The sequence below is a fragment of the Mesorhizobium sp. M1078 genome (assembly GCF_040318615.1).
In the GTDB taxonomy this organism is placed as follows: domain Bacteria; phylum Pseudomonadota; class Alphaproteobacteria; order Rhizobiales; family Rhizobiaceae; genus Mesorhizobium.
Window position 1 is genome coordinate 1 of record NZ_JAMYMP010000055.1, and the last position, 20,911, is coordinate 20,911.

Sequence of the window (20,911 nt, forward strand, 5' to 3'; positions counted from 1 at the left end):
GGACGCCATGGCAAACCTTTTCATCCGCCGCGAGGGCACGGATGCCACCCTGCCGCCGCTGCTGATCGGCAGCCACCTCGACAGCCAGCCGACCGGCGGGCGCTTCGATGGAGCGCTCGGCACGCTTTCCGCCTTCGAGGCGCTCGAAGCGCTGGAGGACGCGAGGGCCGAGACTCGGATGCCGATCGAGGTCGTCGCCTGGGCCAATGAAGAGGGCAGCCGGTTTACGCCGGGTGTCATGGGCTCCATGGCCTTCACCGGAGCCGACATTTGCGCATGGCGGTCCATAGTCGGCAGCGACGGTGCGTCCCTCGCAGAGGAGCTCGGGGCAACGATCTCCGCCTTGCCAGAGGCAACCCTTCGCCCCCTCGGCATGCCGATATCCGGCTACATCGAGCTGCATATCGAACAGGGACCATCGCTGGAAAAGGAGCGGTTGCCGATCGGTATCGTCACAGCCGTGCAAGGTACGCGCTGGCTGGAGGTCTGCATTGAGGGCGCCGCCGGTCACGCCGGTACAACCGGCCTCGCCTACCGTAGGGATCCGATGGTCGCGGCCGTTGCCGCGATTCACAAGCTCCAGACGACGATCATGCCGTTCGACAGCAGGGCAAGGCTGACGGTGGGCCGGGTGACCGCCCAGCCGGGATCGATCAACGCCATACCGCAGTCTGTGGTCTTCGCCGTCGATATCAGGCATCCGCGGGTAGAGCGGCTCGATGCCATCGAAGCAGAACTGCGCCAGGTGTGCGCGGCGGAGGCAGAAGCTCAGCATTGCACGGTAACGATCAGTCGGTCGTTCGACATGCCGGGGGCGGCATTCTCTCCCGATATGGTCAAAACCGTCGAGGAGGCCGCCAATAGCCTAAAGCTGCCGCACAAACAGATGATCTCGGGTGCATTCCATGACGCGCTGTTCCTCGCCCGGGTGGCGCCTGCCGTGATGATCTTTGTGCCGTGCCGTGACGGGCTGAGCCACAACGAGGCGGAATATGTGGAGCCTGCCCACGCGGTTACCGGCGCGCGGGTTCTGCTTCAAGCGGCCACCGTCGCCGCCTCTTAGGCAGCGACGGTGGCACAGGCGTGCTGGCGTGAAGAGGCAACCCGTGGGACTTCCTGGTGCCCGTCCGTCATTTCGTGACGTCGGCGGGCTGCAACGGGTGGTCAAGGCCGCCGAGTTGCGGCGGATTGATCGCGGACGTACGATCGGCCCACATTCAACACCTGACCCAGCAGAAAAGCCCACCAGATCCCTGGGCCGTCATTGACGCCGTGGGTGATAGGCGGTGACGATCTCGTCGACTTACCGAGATGGACGATCTGCTGGCTATCGCCTCGGCCACCGGCAGGAAATCCCCACGCCCGCCATAGAGCTTGCCCGTGTCGATCGCGAGCAACTGGCGCCGTCCAGCCGTCCAGCGCTGCTGGACGTTGTCGCACTCGAGGCGTCCACAAGGATGCGTGTGTCCCAACTGTCGCTGCGGCTAATCCTAAAGCCAATGTCGCGCACCATGGAAAGAGACAATCCCGATTGGGCACCCAGAAACTGGTGATGTCGCCGGCAAGGGAAGCCGCTTCGTGGTATTGCGCGACGGCGACGCCAGGCATCATGGCAACGAACCTTATTGCCCAAAGGCATCGGCGCTTTCAAAAATGTCGATAGATGACTGCGAGCCGTTTTGATCCTTCCCGGCCATCGCCAGATGGACGTTGCTACCGCACATTAGCAGAACCGGATTTTTCTCGCCAAAGGCGAAAAATCGAAACGTCGTTCCTTATCTCTATAGATTTTGTCGAATATCGTCTGCCCCGGTCTGGAAATGACCGAGGCGCAAGGGTCTGGGAGATTGACGAGTTGGCAAGGCTATCGGTTCTCGGAATATCCGGCGGCGTAAGCACGCCATCGCGAACAACCGCGGTGGTGAACGCGCTGGTCAAGGACGTCGCGCTGCGCGTCCCGGCAGACACGGGCCTGATCGAAATCACCGAGGCGGCGCCTTCGCTTTTTGTCGGACTGTCCCGTGGCGCCCTCGGCGCGTCCGGCGAAGCGATTATCCAGCGTGTCGAGAAGGCCGATCTGCTCGTGGTCGGAACGCCTGTCTATCGGGCTTCCTACACCGGCGCCCTCAAGCACCTGTTCGACCTCGTCGACTATCGCGCGCTCGCCGGCAAGACCGTGCTTCTCGCGGCGACAGGCGGAAGTCCATACCATGGCCTGGTTCTCGAACATCAGTTGCGGCCATTATTCGGCTTTTTCGGCGCCGTCACCGTACCGACCGGCGTCTATGGGGCGCCCGACGATTTCATCGGCGCCGAAATCGTCGGCGAGGCGATACGCGAACGCATTTCACGGGCCGCATCCGAAGCGGTTTCACTGCTCAATTCCAACCATGCAAATGCCGCCGCCGCAGCGCGCGTCGGCTGAGCCAACCAAAAAGGGAACAACGACATGACGTCTCATTCCGACGGCCTGAAATTCGCCTACTGGGTTCCGAACGTCTCCGGCGGCCTGGTCATCTCCAACATCGAGCAGCGGACGGGTTGGGACATCGACTACAACCGCAAGCTCGCCCAGATCGCAGAGGCCAACGGCTTCGACTACGCACTGAGCCAGATCCGCTTCACCGCCGGTTACGGCGCCGACAACCAGCACGAATCCGTGTCGTTCAGCCACGCACTGCTGGCCGCCACCACAACGCTGAAAGTGATTGCCGCCGTCTTGCCCGGTCCATGGAACCCGGCGCTGGCGGCCAAGCAGATCGCCACCATCAACCACCTGACCAATGGCCGCGTGGCCGTCAATGTCGTCAGCGGCTGGTTCCGTGGCGAGTTCGCCGCCATCGGCGAGCTGTGGCTCGACCATGACGAGCGCTACCGCCGCTCGGAGGAGTTCATCCGCGCGTTGCGCGGCATCTGGACCGAGGACAATTTTACGCTGAAGGGCGACTTCTATCGCTTCACCAACTACTCGATGAAGCCGAAGCCGATCGATCCGCAGCCCGAGATCTTCCAGGGCGGCTCGTCGCGCGCCGCGCGTGACATGGCTTCGCGGGTGTCCGACTGGTATTTCACCAACGGCAACACGCCCGAAGAGATCAGGAAGCAGGTCGACGATATCCAGGCCAAGGCGAAGGCGAATGGCCACAAGGTGAAGATCGGCGTCAACGCCTTTGCCATTGCTCGCGAAACCGAGGCGGAAGCACGCGCCGTGCTGGACGAGATCGTCGCCAAGGCCAATCCCGAAGCGGTGCAGGGCTTTGCCGACCAGGTCAAGAATGCCGGCAAGGCCTCGCCGGAAGGCGAGGGAAACTGGGCGAAGTCGTCCCTTGAGGATCTGGTGCAATACAATGACGGCTTCCGCAGCAATCTGATTGGCACGCCGGAACAGATCGCCGAACGCATCCTCAAGCTGAAGGATGCCGGCGCCGATCTGATCCTGCTCGGCTTCCTGCATTTCCAGGAAGAGGTCGAGTTCTTCGGCAAGCGCATCATCCCGCTGGTGCGCGAACTGGAAGCGGCGCGTGACAGGGAGCTTGTCGCCGCCGAATAGGCCAGGGCGTGGCCTGCGGGCCGCGCACTCCTTCAAAATCAGGAACGTGTCATGATTGGTGCTTCGCTGGGAGCCGCCGCATACGAGCGTGCGCCCGAAATCCCCGGCATTCTTGCTGGCGCTGGTCCACTCACGGACACGCGCCCGGCGCGCCTGTCGGCAAAGGTCGATGCGATCCTGACTCTGAGCGGGATTGGCATTTCGTTCGGCGGCGTCACGGCGCTGAGCGATGTCGATCTCGAGGTCAAGAGCGGCGAAATCCGCGCCGTGATCGGCCCCAACGGCGCAGGCAAATCCTCGCTGATCAACATCATCAGCGGCCTCTATCACGCCGACCACGGCAAGATCGCGATCGCCGGCCAGTCATTCTCCCGTGTGCCCGCGAACCGTCTGGCACGTCTGGGCGTCGCGCGCACCTTCCAGAACCTGGCGCTCTTTCCCGGGCTTTCCGTGCACGACAACATCGCGTCGGGCCGCGTCCACACCAGGCGCGCCAGTTTCGTCGAACATATTGCCGGCCTGCCACGCGCCAGGCGCGAAGACGCTGCGATTGCCGCAAAGGTCGACCAGACAATCGCCTTCCTGCATCTGGAAACGGTCGCCGATCAGCTGGTCGCGACGCTGCCCTACGGCTTGCAGAAGCGGGTCGAACTGGCGCGAGCGCTGGTTGCCGAGCCGAAGATCCTGCTGCTCGACGAACCGATGGCGGGCATGACGGCGACCGAGAAAGCCGAGATGGCCGGGTTCGTGCGCGCCGCGCGCGACCGGCATGGCGTCACCATCATCCTGATCGAGCACGACATCGGGGTCGTCATGGGCCTCTCCGACCGCGTCGCCGTGCTCGATTACGGCCGCAAGATCGCCGACGGCACGCCGGCCGAAGTGCGCGCCGATCCGGACGTGATCCGGGCCTATCTCGGCACCGCCGAGGGCGAGGATGGCGAGGGCATCTGATGAGCTACTATGATTTTCTCTTCGTCGTCGAAGTGCTGGTCGGCGGCCTGTTGTCGGGAGTCATGTATTCGCTCGTCGCCATCGGCTTCGTGCTGATCTACAAGACGTCGGGTGTGCTGAACTTCGCGCAAGGGTCGATGGTGCTGTTTGCGGCACTCACCTTCGTCAGCCTGGTCGAACGCGGCATCCCGTTTGCGCTTGCGCTGCTCATCACCTTCGCAGTCATGGTCGCGCTGGGTTTCACCATCGAGCGAACCGTGCTCAGGCCGCTGGTCAACCGCTCGCCGATGACGCTGTTCATGGCCACGCTTGGCCTGTCCTACATCATCGAGGGTGCAGCCCAGCTGATCTGGGGAACGCAGGTGCACGGGCTCGATCTCGGCATCGACGACACGCCTTTCGAGGTCGGCGGCATCCTCATCTCGTCCTTCGATCTGCTCGCGGCCGGCATTGCCGCGGCGATGGTGGCCGGCTTGAGCGCATTCTTCTACTGGACGCGGATCGGGCTGGCTTTTCGTGCCGTCGCCGACGATCAGTTCGCGGCACTTGCCGTCGGGCTGCGGCTGCCGCGGATCTGGGGAACGGTGTGGACGGCTGCAGGCTTCGTGGCGCTGGTCGCGGGACTGCTGTGGGGCGCGCGCCTCGGCGTCCAGTTCTCGCTATCGCTGATCGTGTTGAAGGCGCTGCCGGTGCTGGTGCTTGGCGGCTTCGATTCCATCCTTGGCGCCATCGTCGGCGGCCTCATCATCGGCGCCAGCGAAAAGCTCGCTGAGGTCTATCTCGGACCCTTCCTCGGCGGCGGCATCGAAGGCTGGTTCGCCTATGCGCTGGCGCTGGTTGTCCTACTGGTGCGCCCCTCCGGCCTGTTTGGCCAGAAAACCGTCGAAAGGGTCTGACCGATGGCCGTGCAAGCGCTCGATGCCGCAAGGGCTCCAATCGACTGGCTGAGGTTCGCCCGGAAATTAGCTTTGCCGGCCGTGGCGATCGTCGTCGTCTACGGCCTGGTCCCGGCCTTTGCGTCGAGCTATCTGGTCGAGGCGATCCTGCTGCCGTTCCTTGCGCTCAGCCTGGCGGCAGTCGGCCTCAACCTCTTGACCGGCTATTGCGGCCAGCTTTCGCTTGGCTCCTCCGCTTTCATGGCGGTAGGCGCCTTCGCCGCATACAATTTCAACCTGCGAGTCGAAGGACTGCCGCTGGCTGCGACCATGATCCTGGCCGGGATTTCGGCCGCCGGCATCGGCGTCATCTTCGGGTTGCCGAGCCTGCGCCTGCGGGGCTTCTATCTCGCCGTCTCGACGCTCGCCGCTCAGTTCTTCGTGCAGTGGGCGCTGACCAAGTTCGGCTGGTTCTCCAACGACAATCCGTCCGGGGTGATTTCCGCGCCGCACCTTGCCGTCGCCGGGTTTTCGCTCGACGGCGCCACCGGCCGCTACCTGCTGTCGGTCACCACCGTCATCGTGCTGACGGCGTTGGTCTGGCGCCTGGTCAACAGCGCTACCGGCCGCAATTTCATCGCGGTGCGCGACAACGAAACCGCCGCGCGCGTCATCGGCGTGCCGGTGCTGCGGACCAAGCTGCTGGCGTTCGCCATTTCGTCCTTCATCATCGGCGTCGCCGGCGTGCTGTGGGCCTTCACCTATCTGCGCACGGTCGAGCCGGCCGGCTTCAATCTCGACCGCTCGTTCCAGATCCTGTTCATCATCATCATCGGCGGGCTGGCTTCGATACGCGGTGCGTTTCTGGGCGCCGCATTTATCGTCGTCTTCCCGCTCTTTCTGTCTCGGCTCGGCGCCTTCGTGTTTGGCGGCCTGTTCGATTCTGGTGTGCTCGACATGAGCCAGCGCATCGTGCTTGGCGCGCTCATCATCATTTTCCTCATCGCGGAACCGAACGGGCTGTCGGCCCTCTTCGACCGCCTGAAACGACGGATCGGCTCAAGGTCCAGCTGAGCGCCGCTCGACATTCTCTCACGGACCCAAAACCTCAGGAGACGCAACTCATGACCTTCTTCAGTCACCTCAAGAAAGCGGCGATCGCCACCGCTTTCGTGCTCGGCGCGACAGCCGTCCATGCCGACGAACAATATTTCCCGCTGCAGAGCTACCGCGTCGGCCCCTATGCCGCGGGCGGCACCGGCTTCTTCGGCGGCTTCATCGACTATCTCAACCTGATCAACATCCGCGACGGCGGCGTCAATGGCGTCAAGCTGACCTGGAGCGAGGGCGAAACCCAGTATGAGGTCGAGAAGGGCGTCGAGGTCTACGAACGGTTGAAGAGCAATCCCGGCATCGCCGCCTGGAACCCGCTCTCGGTCGGCATCGCCTACGCCATGATCGACCGCATCACCGACGACAAGGTGCCGCTTATCACCATCAATCACGGCCGCACCGACACCACCGACGGCCGGGTATTCCCTTACGTCTTCCCGCTGCTGCTCAACCCCTACAGCGAAACATCGGGCATCGTGAACTACATCGCCTCCAAGGAAGGCGGCCTCGACAAGCTCAAGGGCAAGAAGATCGTCGTGCTCTATCACGGCTCGCCCTACGGCAAGGAGACGATCCCGATCTATGAGCTGCTGTCGCAGAAATACGGTTTCGAACTGTCGCAGATCGAGGTTCCGCACCCCGGCAACGAGCAGCAGGCACAGTGGCTGACGATCCGTCGCGATCGTCCCGACTATGTCGTGCTGCGCGGCTGGGGCGTGATGAACCCGGTTGCGCTGAAGACCGCGCAGAAGACCGGCTTCCCGGCCGATCACATCGTCGGCAATGTCTGGTCCAACTCTGAAGAGGACGTCATCCCCGCCGGCGACGCCGCCAAGGGCTACACCGCCATCACCACCCAGGCGTCTGGCGCCGACTACCCGGTCGTCAAGGAGATCGTCAAGACGGTCTACGACGCCGGCAAGGGCAATCTCGAGGACAAGAGCCGCATCGGCTCGGTCTACCACAATCTCGGCATCGTCAACGGCATCCTCAATGTCGAAGCCATCCGCATCGCCCAGGCCAAGTTCGGCAATCGCACGCTGAACGGCGACGAGGTTCGCTGGGGCTTCGAACATCTCAAGCTCGACCCGGCGCGCGTCGAGGCACTCGGTGCCAAGGACCTGTTCCACTCGATCAACGTCTCCTGGGACAATCACGAGGGTGATGGCTACGTGACCTTCCAGCAGTGGGACGGCAAGAAGTGGAACGTCGTGTCCGACTGGATCGCGCCGGACTGGAAGCTGCTGCGCCCGATCATCGAGAAGTCGTCCGAGGCCTATGCCAAGGAAAAGGGCCTCAAGATCCGCACGGCCGAAGACGCCGATGCGGTGGTCAGCAACTGAGTTTGAAGAGCTCACGGCCGGCCCGCGGGCCGGCCGTGCCATCCATCTTCGCAGCGGAGTTATCGATGTCCAGCCCGGAAAATCCGATCCTGTCGATCAGCCGCGTCGAGGCCGTCTACAACGGCGCCATCGCCGCCCTGCATGGCGTCGACCTCTCGGTCGGCAAGGGCGAGATCGTGGCGTTGCTCGGCTCCAACGGCGCCGGCAAGACGACGCTGTTGCGCGCCGCATCCAATCTTCTGCCGGCAGAGCGCGGCTCCGTCACTGCCGGCCGGATCATTTTCGATGGCGAGGATGTTTCTAGGGCAAGTCCCTCGCACCTCGTCCGCAAGGGCCTGGTCCAGGTTCTCGAGGGCCGGCACTGCTTTCGCTCGCTGACGGTCGAGGAGAACCTTCTGACCGGGGCGCTCGGGCGTTCATCCTCGCGCGTTGGCGTGAAGGCCGACCTTGAGCGTGTCTACGCGCTGTTTCCGAGGCTTCTCGAGAAACGGCGCACGCGGTCCGGCCTCACCTCCGGCGGCGAGCAGCAGATGACGGCGATCGGTCGCGGACTGATGTCGCGGCCGAAACTCTTCGTGCTCGACGAGCCCTCGATGGGGCTCGCGCCGCTGATCGTCGACGAGATCTTCAGCGCCTTGAAGCGGCTCAATCGGGACGAAGATCTTTCGATCCTTGTCGCCGAGCAGAATTCGGCGGTGGCGCTGAAATATGCTGATCGTGCCACCGTCCTCGAAAACGGCAAAAGCGTGCTGGAAGGGTCGGCTGCCGACCTGCGCCAGCGCGACGACATCAAGACCTATTATCTCGGCGGCGCGCCGCTTCCATCGCAACACTTCCCCCAGGAGACTGCAGCATGACCATCCAATCCAAGCAGCCGTCCGACGCGCGCGTCGCCGTGCCTCCAGTGGAGCGCCCGTCGGCCAAGGCGCATATCATCAAGACCGATGCCGAGGCGATCGCCATCGCCGAAAAACTTGCCATTGAATTCGCCAGGGAAGCGTCGAAGCGGGACCGCGAGCGCATCTGGCCGAAGGAAGAGCTCGATGCGTTTTCGCAGAGCGGCTTGTGGTCGATCAATGTGCCGAAGGCCTATGGGGGGCCGGAGGTGTCCTATGTGACGCTGTCGAAGGTGATCACCATCATCTCGACGGCTGATCCCTCGCTTGGCCAGATTCCGCAGAACCATCTCGGCGTGGTCGCCGCCATCCGCACGGTTTCGGACGAGGCGCAGAAAAAGCTGCTCTTCGCCGAGGCACTGTCCGGCACGCGCTTTGGCAACGCGTTTTCCGAGTTCGGCTCCAAGCGTGCCGCAGACTTCGAGACCAAGTTTGTCGATGCCGGTGACCATGTCGTGGTCAACGGCCAGAAATTCTATTCAAGCGGCGCCCTGCTCGCCCATCTGGTGCCGATTGTGGCGCTCGATGACGAGGGGCGCGCCTGGTATGCCATCGCCGATCGCGGGGCGTCCGGACTGACCGTCATCGACGACTGGTCGAGCTTCGGCCAGAAGACGACGCTCTCCGGCACGGTCCTGCTCGACAATGTGAAGGTGCCGAAGACGCATCTCGTCCCCGGCTACAAGGGGTACGACAAACCGACAGCCGACGGGCCCATCTTCCAGATCATCCAGGCGGCGGTCGATCTCGGCATCGCCAAGGCGGCGATCGACGAGACGGTCAGCTTCGTGCGTACCAGGTCGCGCGCGTGGATCGACAGCGGCGTCGATCATGCCTGGCAGGATCCCTATACGATCCAGGCGATCGGCGACCTTCGCCTGCGCGCCAATGCGGCCGAGGCTATTCTGGAAAAGGCCGGCCTTGCGGTCGACCGCGCCGTGGCCGATCCTAACGAGAAGACGGTCGCGGAAGCGCAGATCGCGGTCGCCGAATCCAAGATCCTCACCACCGAGATCGCCATAAACGCCACCAACAAACTGTTCGAACTTGCCGGCACGCGATCCACGCTGGCCGAGCACAATCTCGACCGCCACTGGCGCAATGCGCGCACCCACACCCTGCACGATCCGGTGCGCTGGAAATACGCGATCCTCGGCAACTATTACCTGAACGAGGTCAACCCGCCCCTCCACGCCTGGAGCTGAGCGGGAACGCCGTAAAGTCACAAAGGACTATTCATGAGCACTGCCACCCCCGACAGGATCAAGGTCCTGTGGTTCTTGCCCACCCATGGCGACAGTCGCTATCTCGGCACCTCCGAGGGCGGCAGGGCGGTCGACCTGCCCTATCTCACCCAGGTCGCCAAGGCGGCCGACGCCATCGGCTATTATGGCGCGCTGCTGCCGACCGGGCGCAGTTGCGAAGACAGCTGGGTGGTGGCGTCGGCGTTGGCGCCGCTGACGCAACGACTTCGCTTTCTCGTTGCGGTCCGTCCAGGGCTGCAGTCGCCGACGCTCGCCGCGCGCATGACCTCGACGCTCGACCGCATTTCGGGCGGGCGCTTGCTGATCAACGTGGTCACGGGCGGCGATCCGGTCGAGAACAAGGGCGATGGCATATTCCTCAGCCATGACGAGCGTTATGAGGTGACGCGGGAATTCCTCGACATCTACAAGGCCGTGCTCAGCGGCGAAACCGTAGCCTTCGAAGGCAAGCATTTCCACATCGAAGATGGCAGGTTGCTGTTCCCGCCGGTGCAGACGCCGCACCCGCCGCTCTATTTCGGCGGCTCGTCGGACGCGGCCAATGCGGTCGCCGCCGAGCAGATCGACAAATACCTCACCTGGGGCGAGCCGCCGGCGGACGTCGCCGCCAAGGTCGAGCATGTGCGCGGCCTTGCCGAAAAGGCCGGCCGCGAAGTGAGCTTTGGCATCCGATTGCATGTCATCGTTCGCGAGACCAATGACGAGGCCTGGGCCGATGCCGATCGGCTGATCAGCCGCCTCGACGACAAGACGATCGCCGAGGCACAGAAGGTTTTCGCCCGCATGGATTCGGTTGGCCAGTCGCGCATGAGCCGGTTGCATGGCGGCAGCCGCGACAAGCTCGAAATCAGCCCGAACCTTTGGGCCGGCGTTGGCCTCGTGCGCGGCGGCGCCGGCACCGCCTTGGTCGGTGACGCGGCGACCGTGGCAGAACGGATCGACGAATACCGAAGGATTGGCATCGATACCTTCATCCTGTCCGGCTATCCGCATCTGGAGGAAGCCTATCGCTTCGGCGAACTGGTGCTGCCGCTGCTGCCGCTCGATCACGAAATCTCGACCCGGCCGACGACGGTGAACATGGGACCGTTCGGCGAAACGGTGGCCGGAGATCATCGACCATCGGCGCTGCGCGCGAGCCAGTCTTGAGCGCTTCCCGCAGGGCTGGGAAACTGACGGTCGCCATCATTGGCGGCGGCTTTTCCGGCGCCGCAACCGCGTTTCACCTGGCGCGGCTGCTGCCCGCCGATGCAGCCGATATCGTGGTCGTCGAACCGCGCGAGGCGCTCGGCTATGGTCTGGCCTATTCGACGGCCGATCCCTCGCACCGCATCAACGTGCGGGCGTCCAGGATGACGCTGATCTCAGGTGAGGAGGGCCATTTTTCCGACTGGCTGGAGCAGACCGGCGCTATTCTGGACGATACGCAGGCCATCGCCGCCAGCGGCGCGATTTACCCGCAGCGTCGGGTCTTCGGCCGCTATGTCGAATCCCACCTGCAGCCCTTCCTGCAAAGCAAGGCGATCCGCCATGTCAGGGCCGAAGTTGCTTGGGTCGAGCGCAGTGGCGAGGGCTACCGGCTTGTCCTGTCCGATGGCGCAACGCTTTCCGCCGATGCTGTGGTGATCGCCGCGACGCATCCATTGCCGGCCCTCCCGGCGCCGCTGCGCAGCGTGGCCTCAGTCGCCGGATTGGTGGCCAATCCCTACGATCTCGAACGGCTGCAGGCGATCGGCCGCGACGACCGTGTTCTCATTGTTGGCACCGGTCTGACCTCGGCCGACGTCATTGCAGCCCTCGACCGTAGAGGTCATCGCGGCCGCATCACGGCACTGTCGCGCCATGGCTATCGCTCGCATGTGCAGGCCGCCATGCAGGGCGACCCGATAGGCGACTTCACCAGCCTGCCTTTACGCAGCGCCACGGTGCTGCTCAGGCGCATCCGGGCCACGATCGCGGCAGCGACGCGACAGGGCGAAGACTGGTATCCGGTCCTCGACGCTGTCCGGCGTCAGGGGCAGTTGATCTGGCAGGCCTTGCCGCTCGCCGAGCAGCGCCGCGTGGTGCGCCATCTTCGCGCACTCTGGGACGTGCATCGTTTCCGCATCGCACCACAGGTAGCAGTCGTGCTGGATCGCCGCCTTGACGAGGGGACGCTCGCTTATCGCCCCGGATCGATTGTCGAGGCCGAAGAGGCCGACGGACGTATCCGCGTCACACAGCGGTCAAGGCGCCGACACGATCTCATCGTTGAGACGTTCGACAGCGTGATCGTGACGACCGGGCCGGCGCATGCCGACATTCTTCGCACCAACACGGCGATTGCCACCCTTGGACATCTGGGCCTGGTCCGTCTTGACCCAACCGGCCTTGGTCTCGACACCGACAGCCACGGCCGCGCGGTCGATGCGTCAGGTCACCCGGCCGACAATATTTTCATCAGCGGACCCCTGGCGCGCGGCAGCGTCGGCGAGCTGATGGGCATCCCTGAAGTCACCGCCCATGCCGAGAGCATCGCCACCGAAATTCACCAATGGTTGGGTTACCAGACGGCGTTGCGTCGCAGGGCGTCGTGAGGATGCAAACACGATGAGGCTATCCAGATGACACTAACCGAACGCATTCTGCCGGATGAAACCCGGATCCCCCTGAAATTTGCGATGCGACACCTGGCCGGAGCCGTGTCCGTGGTCACCGCAGGCATCGGCGACGAGCGGACGGGCGCAACAATTACCACCGCCCATTCCTTGTCGGTCGAACCGGAGGTGATGGTCGTCAGCATCAACCTGAGCTCGTCGACATGGGCAGCCATCAGCCGGCATGGGCACTTCTGCGTGAATGTGCTACGCGCCGACCAGATCGCGATTGCCGACCGTTTTGCCGGCCGAGGCGGCCTCAAGGGGCAGGCGCGCTACGAGGGTGCGCGCTGGTCCACCCTTGCAAGCGGCGCACTGGCACTCGAAGGTGCGCTTGCCGCGGTAGACTGCACGGTCGAGGACACCATCATTCGTCACAGCCATGCGCTGATCCTCGGCACCGTCCGACATGTGGTGAGCGGAGAGCCTGGCCCGGCGTTGATCTATCATCGCGGCGCATATGGATCATCTTGAGCGGGTTGGCACGTGTCGTTTTCTGACAGCCATGCAAATCTCGGAAAAGTGACGCTCGCGATGCTTGGCCTTCTGGCATACCAGAACCGCGAATGATCCGCGGCGCGGGAGCACGTAATTCAAACAACGGATGCCTTGAACCTCCGCAGATCGCCGACTGCAACAACGATTAAGAGGCTTGCTGATCGGAATCGTCGCAGGTCCTTCCTGGGCATTACTATCCGCGCCGATAAGCGGACGTAAAATGGAGGACACACCACGAACGGCTTGCGTCACCCCCCGAGGCAGTTTGCGGGCGCCGACCGGGCGGGCGGGTTGTATGATGCCCGGCGTGTTGGCCGGTTTAGAATGGAAGCTTGATTTCGCCCACCGAGAGAGGCCTACCGGCCGCTATGAGCGCCGCAACCGTCTCTCTGTCCTGTTGCCGGCGCTCCACGAGGCCGTTCAGCACCCTGTCGAGAGATATCGCCCCGGCGCCGGCTAAGGCCAGGACGAACATGCCGCCCGCTATGGCGAGATCCTTTTCGAGATGCAGCAATTCGTTCTGGTTGGCGAAATTGGTGTGGAACAAAGCTGCCGTTGCCATACAGAACAGTCCGAGCGCCACCGCGCCCAGACGCGTCAGCAGACCAAGGCCGACCGAAAAGCCAGCTCCCAGCTGCAGCGCTATGGTGGCTATTAAAAGCGGCAGGCTGACGCCGAGCGCCGTCATCGCCTTGGCTGCACCGGGGAAATGCGTCGCCAGCTCCAGGCCTTCATGCACGAAGAGCAATGAGAGCAGCAGGCGGCCCGTCAGCAGGGTCAAGTCGGTGAGATGTGGTTTCCAGGCGGTTTGTGTCGTTGTCACGATGGGCTCCATGGGAAAGGAGCAGGCGCCTTGCAGCGCCTGCCTGGTTTTACTTGGTCACCTTGGTGTCGATGGCCTTGTGGAGGTCTTCGAGTTCATCACAGCCGGCGGGACACAGCTTCTGCAGCGACGCCAACTGCTCGTTGGCCTTGGCAATGTCGCCGGTCTCTACATAGAGTTCGCCCAGATATTCGCGGGCGGCCTTGTGGTCGGGCTTCAGCTCGAGCGCCTTGTTGTAGTAGGTCAGCGCGGTGGTGAAATCGCCGGTCTTGCGCAACGTGAAGCCGAGCAGGTTGTAGACGTCGGCCTGCTGGTTGTCCTGCGCGAGATCACGCAGATCGGCCAGCGCGCCCTTGTAGTCCTTGACGGCGATCTTGGCCTGGACGGCGGTGAGGTCGGGTGCATCGGTGCCCTCGATGTCGTCGACCGCATAGGCCGGCATGATAGTGGCCACGGGAACGATGGTCAGCACGGCAATGGCGCCAAGCAGGCCAAACAGGGCGTGCTTGCCCAGATAGGATTGTTTCATCATCTTTCTCGCTTGGGTTGGGAGCTCGCGCTCAAATCTGAACTGGGGTGAAACCATAGGCATTGCCGTCTTTCACGAAGACGCCGGTGCCGGGGAACGGGAAGTGCGAACCCGAAACACGGATTTTGTCGGCGATCACCCGGTCGATGATCTTGTGGCGGGTGGCGACAGCGGTCAGCCCGTCCTGGTCGTAACTGCCCTGCCACTCCGGATGCGGCGCCAGAAGGGCGGGCACATACATGGTGTCGGCCGAGATCATCAGCTGTTCCTTTCCGGAGCTGGCGAGGTAGACCGAATGTCCCGGCGTGTGGCCGGGCGCAGCGATGATCTGGATGCCGGGCGCGACTTCGGCGCCGTCATTGACCAGCTTCCAGTTCTTCCATTTCGGAAAATTTTCGGCGATGCGCTTGCCCGCCGGCTTGCGGCCTTCCGGCAGCTTGGCCAGCCGGCTGGGGTCGGTCCACCACTTGTATTCCGTGGCGTTGACGATCAGCTCGGCATTGGGGAACACCGGTGCATTGGTCCCCTTTTCCATCAGGCCCCAGACATGGTCGGGGTGGAAATGCGAGATCATGATGGTGTCGATCGTCTTATAGTCGATGCCGGCGGCGGCCATGTTGGCCGGCAGATGGGTGGCATTGGTCTGCCATTGGCCGACGCCCGATCCGGCATCCATCATGATCAGCCTGCCGTTCATCTTGAGGACGATGACGGTGAGCGGGATGGGCATGAAGTCTGTCGTCAGGCCGGCCTTGGCAAGCGCTGCCTTGGTGTCCTCGACGGAAACATCCTTGATGAAGGCCGGGTCGTGCGGCTTGCGCCAGATGCCGTCATAGATGGCGGTGACCTCGATATCACCGACCTTGTATTTGTAGAAGCCGACGGTCGGCTCGACCGACGTTTCGGCGAAGGCGGGACGGGTGAATTCCAGCTTGCCGGCCAGACCGAAGGCGGTCGCGGCGAGCGTGGTTCCAAGCAACGTGCGACGTGTCATCATGAACATAGGTGATCTCCTGCAGCCTTATGGGGTGATGATGGAGAGCCAAAGGTTTGGCTCTCCATCGTGAGTGGTAAGAGAAGATGTTCGGAAGGGTGTCTTCAGCGGCCCCAGATGCCGTCGTTGTTGTGCCTGGTGATGATGTCCTGAACCGACCCCTGGCGCGGCCCGGTCGTCACCATGGTGTCGACGCCGGCTTGGCGCGGGGAGGGGGAAATGGAAGCAGTGGCATTGGTGTCAACGGTAGCGACCGGCTGATTGGAGTTGTTGCCGCCATGGTCGCTGCCGGCAAAGGCAGCGGTTGAGGCAAGCAGCATGGCAGCCACGCTGAGAGCGAGCTTGGTCATTTCGGTAGATCCTTTTTTCGTTTCTTGGGTGCGTGCCGGGAAACTGGCCCCGCTAACAAGAAGACCCATCAGGACGTCCCTTTATTCCCGGGCGGCGCGAAATTCTTTTGGAGGTCCCGAAATCAGGGGCGGCGCCCGCCCGGAACTGGGGCCGACGCTGCATGCGCACGTCCAAGGTCGGCACCATGCTGCTGCCGTAGTCTCAGCCCGTGTAAGGAGCTGAGCCAACAGTGACATCGCACTTGATATCGGCTGAAGAGGCTTCGACAGACGGTTATCAGCCCGTCACGATGGCGGCGCGGAAGCGCGCCACGAAGTCGTCGATCTCCGGCCGCTCCATGTCGGAAATCGCCCAGTATGAGAAGGCGCCGTCGCTCCAATGCACAAGCGAAAAACCGCCCTCCGAGAGATCGACCGGGTCGGTAACCACCCCGGCATTTTGCGGCTCGGCCACAAGGGTGATCAGATGTTCGCGGTGGCGATAGACCAGCGCTGGCACCGCCCGGCCGCCGATGACCTCGACCCTGCCACCGATGAGTGCAAATCCGTCCTTGGCCATGTCCGGCGCCGGCGGCGAAAGGCCGAGCCTTGCATCGAGCCATGGCTTTACCGTGTGCCGGTCCGACGAGACGACATCGACAGGGCTGGTCGCCAGCAGGCTGCGTTGGTGGCCGCTGGCTACCCCTGCGGCAAAGCTGTCGGCTACGCTAGGCAGCATCGCCCATTGCGTCGCGCCGCTGGCCAGAACTGCGCTGATCATGATCGAGGCCGCCATGGCGCGCCAGTCGAATGGTCCGAAGTTGCGCGCCGACCACCACGTTCGAGCGGACTTCGCCTGTGTCGGCGCTCTGGGCCGCAGCACCTCGACGCGGCTGGACGCGGCCATGGCTGCAATGCGCGCGCTGAACTCGTCGCTCACTCGGGGCTTCGGAAGCCTGGCCACAGCCCCTTGCAAGACCATGATGCGGGCATGTTCGGCCGCCAGCTTGGGATCGGCGGCGATGCGCCGCTCGACAGCCATGGCCGCGGCGGCGTCAAGCTCGCCATCTATCAGCGCGTGCAGCATCAGGTTCATGCCTGCGGCGTCCTCGGGCAATCCATCGTTGTGCGCACTCATTGCGCCCTCCCAAGGTCAGAGATCAGCAGGCCACGCGCCCGCGCCAGCCGCGACATCACCGTGCCCATCGGCACGCCCAGCATGGCTGCGATATCGCGGTAGGCGAGGCCATTCACGTCGCGCAGCACGAGCGTTTCTCGAAAGGGTTGCGGCAGAGCGGCGATCGCCGCTTCCATGGCCGCCACGTCTGCCTTGGCGATCAGGCTCGCCTCCGGGCTTTTGCTCTCAGTCAGATCGACTGCGTGAGCGGCGCTCACCTCGTCGAGATCACCGAGGTCACCCACCGAGACGATGCTGCGCGGGCGATTGCGCGCCAGCCATGTGTAGCACGAGTTGCGAACGATGGTGAGCAGCCAGGCACGTGCATTGCCGCCTGCATAGCTTGCGATGTTGGCGTGTGCCTTCATGCAGGCGTCCTGCACGACATCCTCTGCGTCGGTGGCATTGCCGGTCAGCCAGCGGGCCAGCGAAAGCGCGTCGGCGAGATGGGGCATTACCACTTCGCCGAAGCGGTCGGCTCGCGCATTGCTGCTCAGCATCGGTACACCGTCATATGCGCCTCGCCTCAAGCTCGTGTGCTCATATGGCGAGAATGGTTCTGCGTTGCGATCGAACCCAGAGGAAACATCCCGGGTCGCCAACTGCGTTGAATGTGAGGGCAAACGTCGCATCGGTGTCAATCACGCACTGGACCGCAAACATGCATCCAGATGGATGCTTCTCGAGCACAAGCATTGCCGAATTCACGACCCATTTCGCATGCGCGGCACCTGAGCTTTCCCGATCCCGACCGCGGCAGCACCTTCGGCAGACAGGTGAGCCAGCCGGCCGCAGGCGGCCGACCTATCGCCTTCCAGAGGTCCTGGAACGCGTCGACCGATACCGTCGTGCTCGGCAATGTGTGGGTTTGCAGTGCGGCGTCCCTTCAAGGTCAATCAGCAGCTCATGCATGGAGGACCAGGGCAAGCGGCTTTTTATTCCCGGACAGCGTGATTCTTTCTCGGCAATGTGATTGGTCCGGGCGTCCTGGTTTTGGCATTGCGTTTGATGAAACTACTCGATCGTCCGGCGTCAATCCCAATCCTGCAGAACCAGCTTATTCGTGAGATGCACTACTGGCTGCTGACAGGTCGCCACGGTGCAGGCATCCACGCGCTCGGGAATCACCGACAGCCATGCAAGCCGCATCGCGCCGGCCGTCGCGCTTATCACCCGCGAGGGATGTTCGAAACAGCTTTGGCAAGAGCCAGATCGCGGCCTAGGTCACGAGCTTAGACTGCCTCCAACCTTGCTGGGGTGGTGCCGACTCCGTGATTGAGAGCGGAATGGACCGGCTGAAACGATTTTGCGCGGGATTGTAGCAACAACGTGTCGAATTTGGTAACTGCTCGTACGCGAGCCGCTCGCCCCTGGTACTGGGCAAGCGATCTGCACCGGGCAAAAGGGCAGGGGCTTGAGTACACAGGTTGCGGCGACGGCCAACGGTACGATCCGGAATTCGGGCCATGGGATAGAGTTGCGATACCTATTGTGATACAAATTGCCCACCGTTACGAAGAAAAACATAGTAAATACAATCGTGTAGAGCCGAAGCCGATCCCAGCCAAGGTACCATCGAATTTCCCGCTAAAGTCTTGATTGCCGATCGACGATCCACGAGAGATCAAGACCTGTATGCGCAGTCGGCAGGGCAGGAAGAGCCTGACTGCACACACCGCGGTGCGGATACACGCGCCGCAGCTTAGGTTTCATCTTACTCCAGCGGTTCGTCGGTCGGCCGAGGCGTCGTGCCTGCCTGATGAGGACGGCCGGCATTGCGATTTGCAACGCGGCTGTCGAGCGGCGATCTGGACGCTTGCTGGGCGCCAGCGGTCTTGGGCGCGGTCGGCCTGGCGCCGGAATCGCTGTCTTCAGCATCGCGAGGGGGATGTGGCAGGCCGGCGGCCTCAGGCGATCTGACCGAAGGTGTGGCGGCCGGGTTTGTCGATGCGGGTTTGTCCTTGGCCATTTTCAACTCTCGCCTTTTCAGCATGCAGACGGCCGGACAACAAAGTCGGGCCATTGGACAGAACGGTCAGCCGTGCGGGCGCATCACGACTTTGATGCAGCCGTCCTCCTTGTCGCGGAAGGTTTTGTAAAGTGCGGGCCCGGCCTTGAGGCCAGCCCGATGGGTGATCACGAATGACGGGTCGATATCGCCGTTCCGAACTTTCTGCAGCGATGTCGCGTTCATCCTGGATCGTCGGATCGGCCACCTGTTCGCAACGTATGTCGCATTTGCCGTGCCATGTCAGGGCCTTCATGTGCTGTTCCTTGACGACAAGCTCTGCGAGCCCGAACTTGGCTTGATGTGAAATGTTCCCGCTTCGAACGAGCATCCGGCCTCAACCCTTGGCGGCCGAGCCGGGTTCGGCCATGCCGCAATGCTGCTCGGTCAGGGTGCCGGCCGGCGTGCCATGCGCCGCTGCAACCTGCAGCTTGTTTTTCCAGCCGCTGATCGCCTGCTGCCACGACCGCATCCCTGATCGCTTCGCAGGGCAGAGGTTTGGCGCAAGCGCAGGATCTGCTATCGCGCCAGAATCGCGGCGACAACGAACACGACGGCGGCAACGACGACAAGCGCGACAATGGCCAGCACCGGGCCGTTTTTACTCGGGGCCGGGGCGCGCTCGTCGTCCGGCCGCCGCATCGCATTGGCGAAGCTTGCTTGATTAGCGAAAGCCGGCGTGCCCGTCGCTGCGGGAACCGGCACGGCGCAGGTGTCTGCTGCTTCGGCATCGGTTTCCATAGGCGCCGCCGCCGGGTCGAATCCCGGCGTCTTGTCCTCTGTCACCCCAGACTGAATATCGCCTCTGTCTTCGGCCGGGTTACGTTCGACGTTCATGATGATGCTCCTGCCGCTGGCCCGGGCTTCCCCAACCGCGAGCGGATCAGGATGTTCCATCGGGCGGAATCGCCAACAACGAGGAGCAAATTCAGATAGCCTTCAAACAGATGTCCCTGGTGGCAACGCGGGCCTTGCAACCGGTCAGCACCGGATTGGTGGTCTCGTTGTAGTCGGCCATGGTCGGCAACGCGGCAGATTCGGCAAAGTTCCAGTCTGGCTCGCAATGCCCGCTTACGCACACCGCCGCTCGTTGACCTTGAGCTGGCTCGTTCCAGCCACTCCAACCCAAATTGCCAGTCCGGCTCCCGGCGGCGCGCTGTTTGGATTCCGTGGGAACATCAACAGCGCCAGCGAGTTCGGTATGTGCAGCGAGTTCCCTGTTCGCCGCATGGCCAACATCCGGAGCTCTTGACTGCCCGCGTCTTCGCTCCTGGAGCGCGGGCCACTCCTCTTAGCCCAAGGTTGCGATCATGAGCAGAAACATTCCGGAAAAGCGGGCCAGGCAGGGTGGCTTGGGGCGACCGGTCCTTGGCGTGCTCTTGGCAGGCCTTGTCTTGGCGCTCGTTGCCTGGGGGATCGCTGAAATCTATGGCGAGCAGGCTAAGACACCGGCGACACAGCAAAACAGCCGGGTTCCATCGCCAGATACTTACAGCCCAAATCCTGGCCAAACGGACCCTGCAAACTCCAAGGCCGACGATGTGAATGGCGAACCGGTGGACCGGAATCCCAAGCTCGACAAGGATCCCACGCCGCGATCAAGCACTGGCGGGGATCAGCCAGGAACGCCGCCAGCTCAACCTGCTTCGCCATAGCGTTCGCACTAGTTGATAAACACAATTCAAACAGATGCGGAAATGTGGAGCGGCGATTTCAGCCAATTTCAAGAGCCGGGTCTGTCAATAATCGCCGGCGCTCTCTGATAGCTGGGGAGCCACAAAACCTGGTTGTGTGCGTCAAGTTCTGCAAAATGGGGCAGCCATGATGCTGGTCATGCGGCTTGGCGCAGAGCGAGCTTCTTGTGCTCGCGCAGGTCGTCCATGTTGATGTATCGGTTGGCCTCCATCCAGTTTTCATTGGT

General features: G+C 63.0%; 20 protein-coding genes and 2 pseudogenes. 13 read left to right on the top strand and 9 right to left on the bottom strand.

All coding sequences use genetic code 11. The features are described 5' to 3' along the window. The 12 genes from NKH38_RS31670 to NKH38_RS31725 all read left to right on the top strand — a co-directional run. A partial coding sequence (locus NKH38_RS31670; RefSeq protein ID WP_352904791.1) for a hydantoinase/carbamoylase family amidase occupies positions 1-1,063 on the top strand: 1,063 nt, incomplete at its 5' end. Between the two features lie 792 nt (positions 1,064-1,855). Then, complete coding sequence (gene msuE / locus NKH38_RS31675) at positions 1,856-2,425, top strand: FMN reductase (RefSeq protein ID WP_023670623.1); 570 nt, start codon at positions 1,856-1,858, stop codon at positions 2,423-2,425. A gap of 24 nt (positions 2,426-2,449) precedes the next feature. After that, positions 2,450-3,550 (top strand): dimethylsulfone monooxygenase SfnG, encoded by a 1,101-nt coding sequence (sfnG, locus tag NKH38_RS31680; RefSeq protein ID WP_023739635.1) that lies wholly within the window; start codon positions 2,450-2,452, stop codon positions 3,548-3,550. 51 nt (positions 3,551-3,601) lie between these two features. Next, complete coding sequence (locus tag NKH38_RS31685) at positions 3,602-4,504, top strand: ABC transporter ATP-binding protein (protein WP_031251647.1); 903 nt, start codon at positions 3,602-3,604, stop codon at positions 4,502-4,504. Beyond that, positions 4,504-5,400: a branched-chain amino acid ABC transporter permease gene (locus tag NKH38_RS31690; RefSeq protein ID WP_352765428.1), complete on the top strand. Its 897-nt coding sequence runs from the start codon at positions 4,504-4,506 to the stop codon at positions 5,398-5,400. Before NKH38_RS31685 ends, NKH38_RS31690 begins: the two co-directional genes overlap by 1 nt. A 3-nt stretch (positions 5,401-5,403) precedes the next feature. Next, positions 5,404-6,453, top strand: a complete 1,050-nt coding sequence (locus tag NKH38_RS31695; protein ID WP_352765426.1) for a branched-chain amino acid ABC transporter permease — start codon at positions 5,404-5,406, stop codon at positions 6,451-6,453. A gap of 50 nt (positions 6,454-6,503) precedes the next feature. Continuing rightward, positions 6,504-7,835 (top strand): ABC transporter substrate-binding protein, encoded by a 1,332-nt coding sequence (locus tag NKH38_RS31700; RefSeq protein ID WP_352765424.1) that lies wholly within the window; start codon positions 6,504-6,506, stop codon positions 7,833-7,835. Positions 7,836-7,900: 65 nt separating this feature from the next. After that, complete coding sequence (locus NKH38_RS31705; RefSeq protein ID WP_352765422.1) at positions 7,901-8,692, top strand: ABC transporter ATP-binding protein; 792 nt, start codon at positions 7,901-7,903, stop codon at positions 8,690-8,692. Beyond that, positions 8,689-9,936, top strand: coding sequence for an SfnB family sulfur acquisition oxidoreductase (locus NKH38_RS31710; protein ID WP_352765420.1), 1,248 nt, complete (start codon positions 8,689-8,691; stop codon positions 9,934-9,936). The genes NKH38_RS31705 and NKH38_RS31710 overlap by 4 nt, the downstream gene beginning before the upstream one ends. Positions 9,937-9,969: 33 nt before the next feature. Next, the gene (gene ssuD, locus NKH38_RS31715) at positions 9,970-11,145 is read left to right on the top strand and encodes an FMNH2-dependent alkanesulfonate monooxygenase (RefSeq protein WP_023686773.1); all 1,176 of its coding nucleotides are present in this window, start codon (positions 9,970-9,972) and stop codon (positions 11,143-11,145) included. Continuing rightward, positions 11,142-12,572 carry an FAD/NAD(P)-binding protein gene (locus NKH38_RS31720; RefSeq protein ID WP_352765417.1) on the top strand — a complete coding sequence of 477 codons (1,431 nt, stop codon included), beginning with the start codon at positions 11,142-11,144 and terminating at the stop codon, positions 12,570-12,572. The genes ssuD and NKH38_RS31720 overlap by 4 nt, the downstream gene beginning before the upstream one ends. Positions 12,573-12,599: 27 nt before the next feature. Further along, the gene (locus NKH38_RS31725) at positions 12,600-13,106 is read left to right on the top strand and encodes a flavin reductase family protein (RefSeq protein ID WP_050587397.1); all 507 of its coding nucleotides are present in this window, start codon (positions 12,600-12,602) and stop codon (positions 13,104-13,106) included. A 343-nt stretch (positions 13,107-13,449) separates the two neighbouring features. On the opposite strand, the gene NKH38_RS31730 is transcribed toward NKH38_RS31725, so the two are convergent. From NKH38_RS31730 to NKH38_RS31755, 6 genes are all read right to left on the bottom strand, one after another. Next, positions 13,450-13,965 carry a DoxX family protein gene (locus tag NKH38_RS31730; RefSeq protein ID WP_502896691.1) on the bottom strand — a complete coding sequence of 172 codons (516 nt, stop codon included), beginning with the start codon at positions 13,963-13,965 and terminating at the stop codon, positions 13,450-13,452. 37 nt (positions 13,966-14,002) lie between these two features. Continuing rightward, positions 14,003-14,482: a tetratricopeptide repeat protein gene (locus tag NKH38_RS31735; RefSeq protein ID WP_352765433.1), complete on the bottom strand. Its 480-nt coding sequence runs from the start codon at positions 14,480-14,482 to the stop codon at positions 14,003-14,005. A gap of 31 nt (positions 14,483-14,513) precedes the next feature. Continuing rightward, complete coding sequence (locus NKH38_RS31740) at positions 14,514-15,485, bottom strand: MBL fold metallo-hydrolase (RefSeq protein ID WP_352765412.1); 972 nt, start codon at positions 15,483-15,485, stop codon at positions 14,514-14,516. 95 nt (positions 15,486-15,580) lie between these two features. After that, positions 15,581-15,826: a DUF680 domain-containing protein gene (locus tag NKH38_RS31745; protein ID WP_023670610.1), complete on the bottom strand. Its 246-nt coding sequence runs from the start codon at positions 15,824-15,826 to the stop codon at positions 15,581-15,583. Positions 15,827-16,103: 277 nt separating this feature from the next. Then, complete coding sequence (locus NKH38_RS31750) at positions 16,104-16,943, bottom strand: anti-sigma factor family protein (RefSeq protein ID WP_352765410.1); 840 nt, start codon at positions 16,941-16,943, stop codon at positions 16,104-16,106. Then, positions 16,940-17,482, bottom strand: a complete 543-nt coding sequence (locus tag NKH38_RS31755; protein WP_352765408.1) for a sigma-70 family RNA polymerase sigma factor — start codon at positions 17,480-17,482, stop codon at positions 16,940-16,942. The genes NKH38_RS31750 and NKH38_RS31755 overlap by 4 nt, the downstream gene beginning before the upstream one ends. Positions 17,483-17,990: 508 nt before the next feature. On the opposite strand from NKH38_RS31755, the gene NKH38_RS31760 reads away from it, so the two are divergent. Beyond that, positions 17,991-18,218, top strand: a complete 228-nt coding sequence (locus tag NKH38_RS31760; protein WP_502896690.1) for an AraC family transcriptional regulator N-terminal domain-containing protein — start codon at positions 17,991-17,993, stop codon at positions 18,216-18,218. 799 nt (positions 18,219-19,017) lie between these two features. Here NKH38_RS31760 and NKH38_RS31765 read toward each other — a convergent pair. The 3 genes and pseudogenes from NKH38_RS31765 to NKH38_RS31775 form a co-directional block, all read right to left on the bottom strand. Continuing rightward, positions 19,018-19,146 (bottom strand): annotated as a pseudogene (locus NKH38_RS31765) (glutathione-dependent formaldehyde dehydrogenase); the annotation flags it as partial. A gap of 181 nt (positions 19,147-19,327) precedes the next feature. Then, positions 19,328-19,441, bottom strand: a pseudogene (locus NKH38_RS31770) (SDR family NAD(P)-dependent oxidoreductase); the annotation flags it as partial. Between the two features lie 68 nt (positions 19,442-19,509). Beyond that, positions 19,510-19,827, bottom strand: coding sequence for a hypothetical protein (locus NKH38_RS31775; RefSeq protein WP_031195897.1), 318 nt, complete (start codon positions 19,825-19,827; stop codon positions 19,510-19,512). Positions 19,828-20,911: the final 1,084 nt, after the last annotated feature.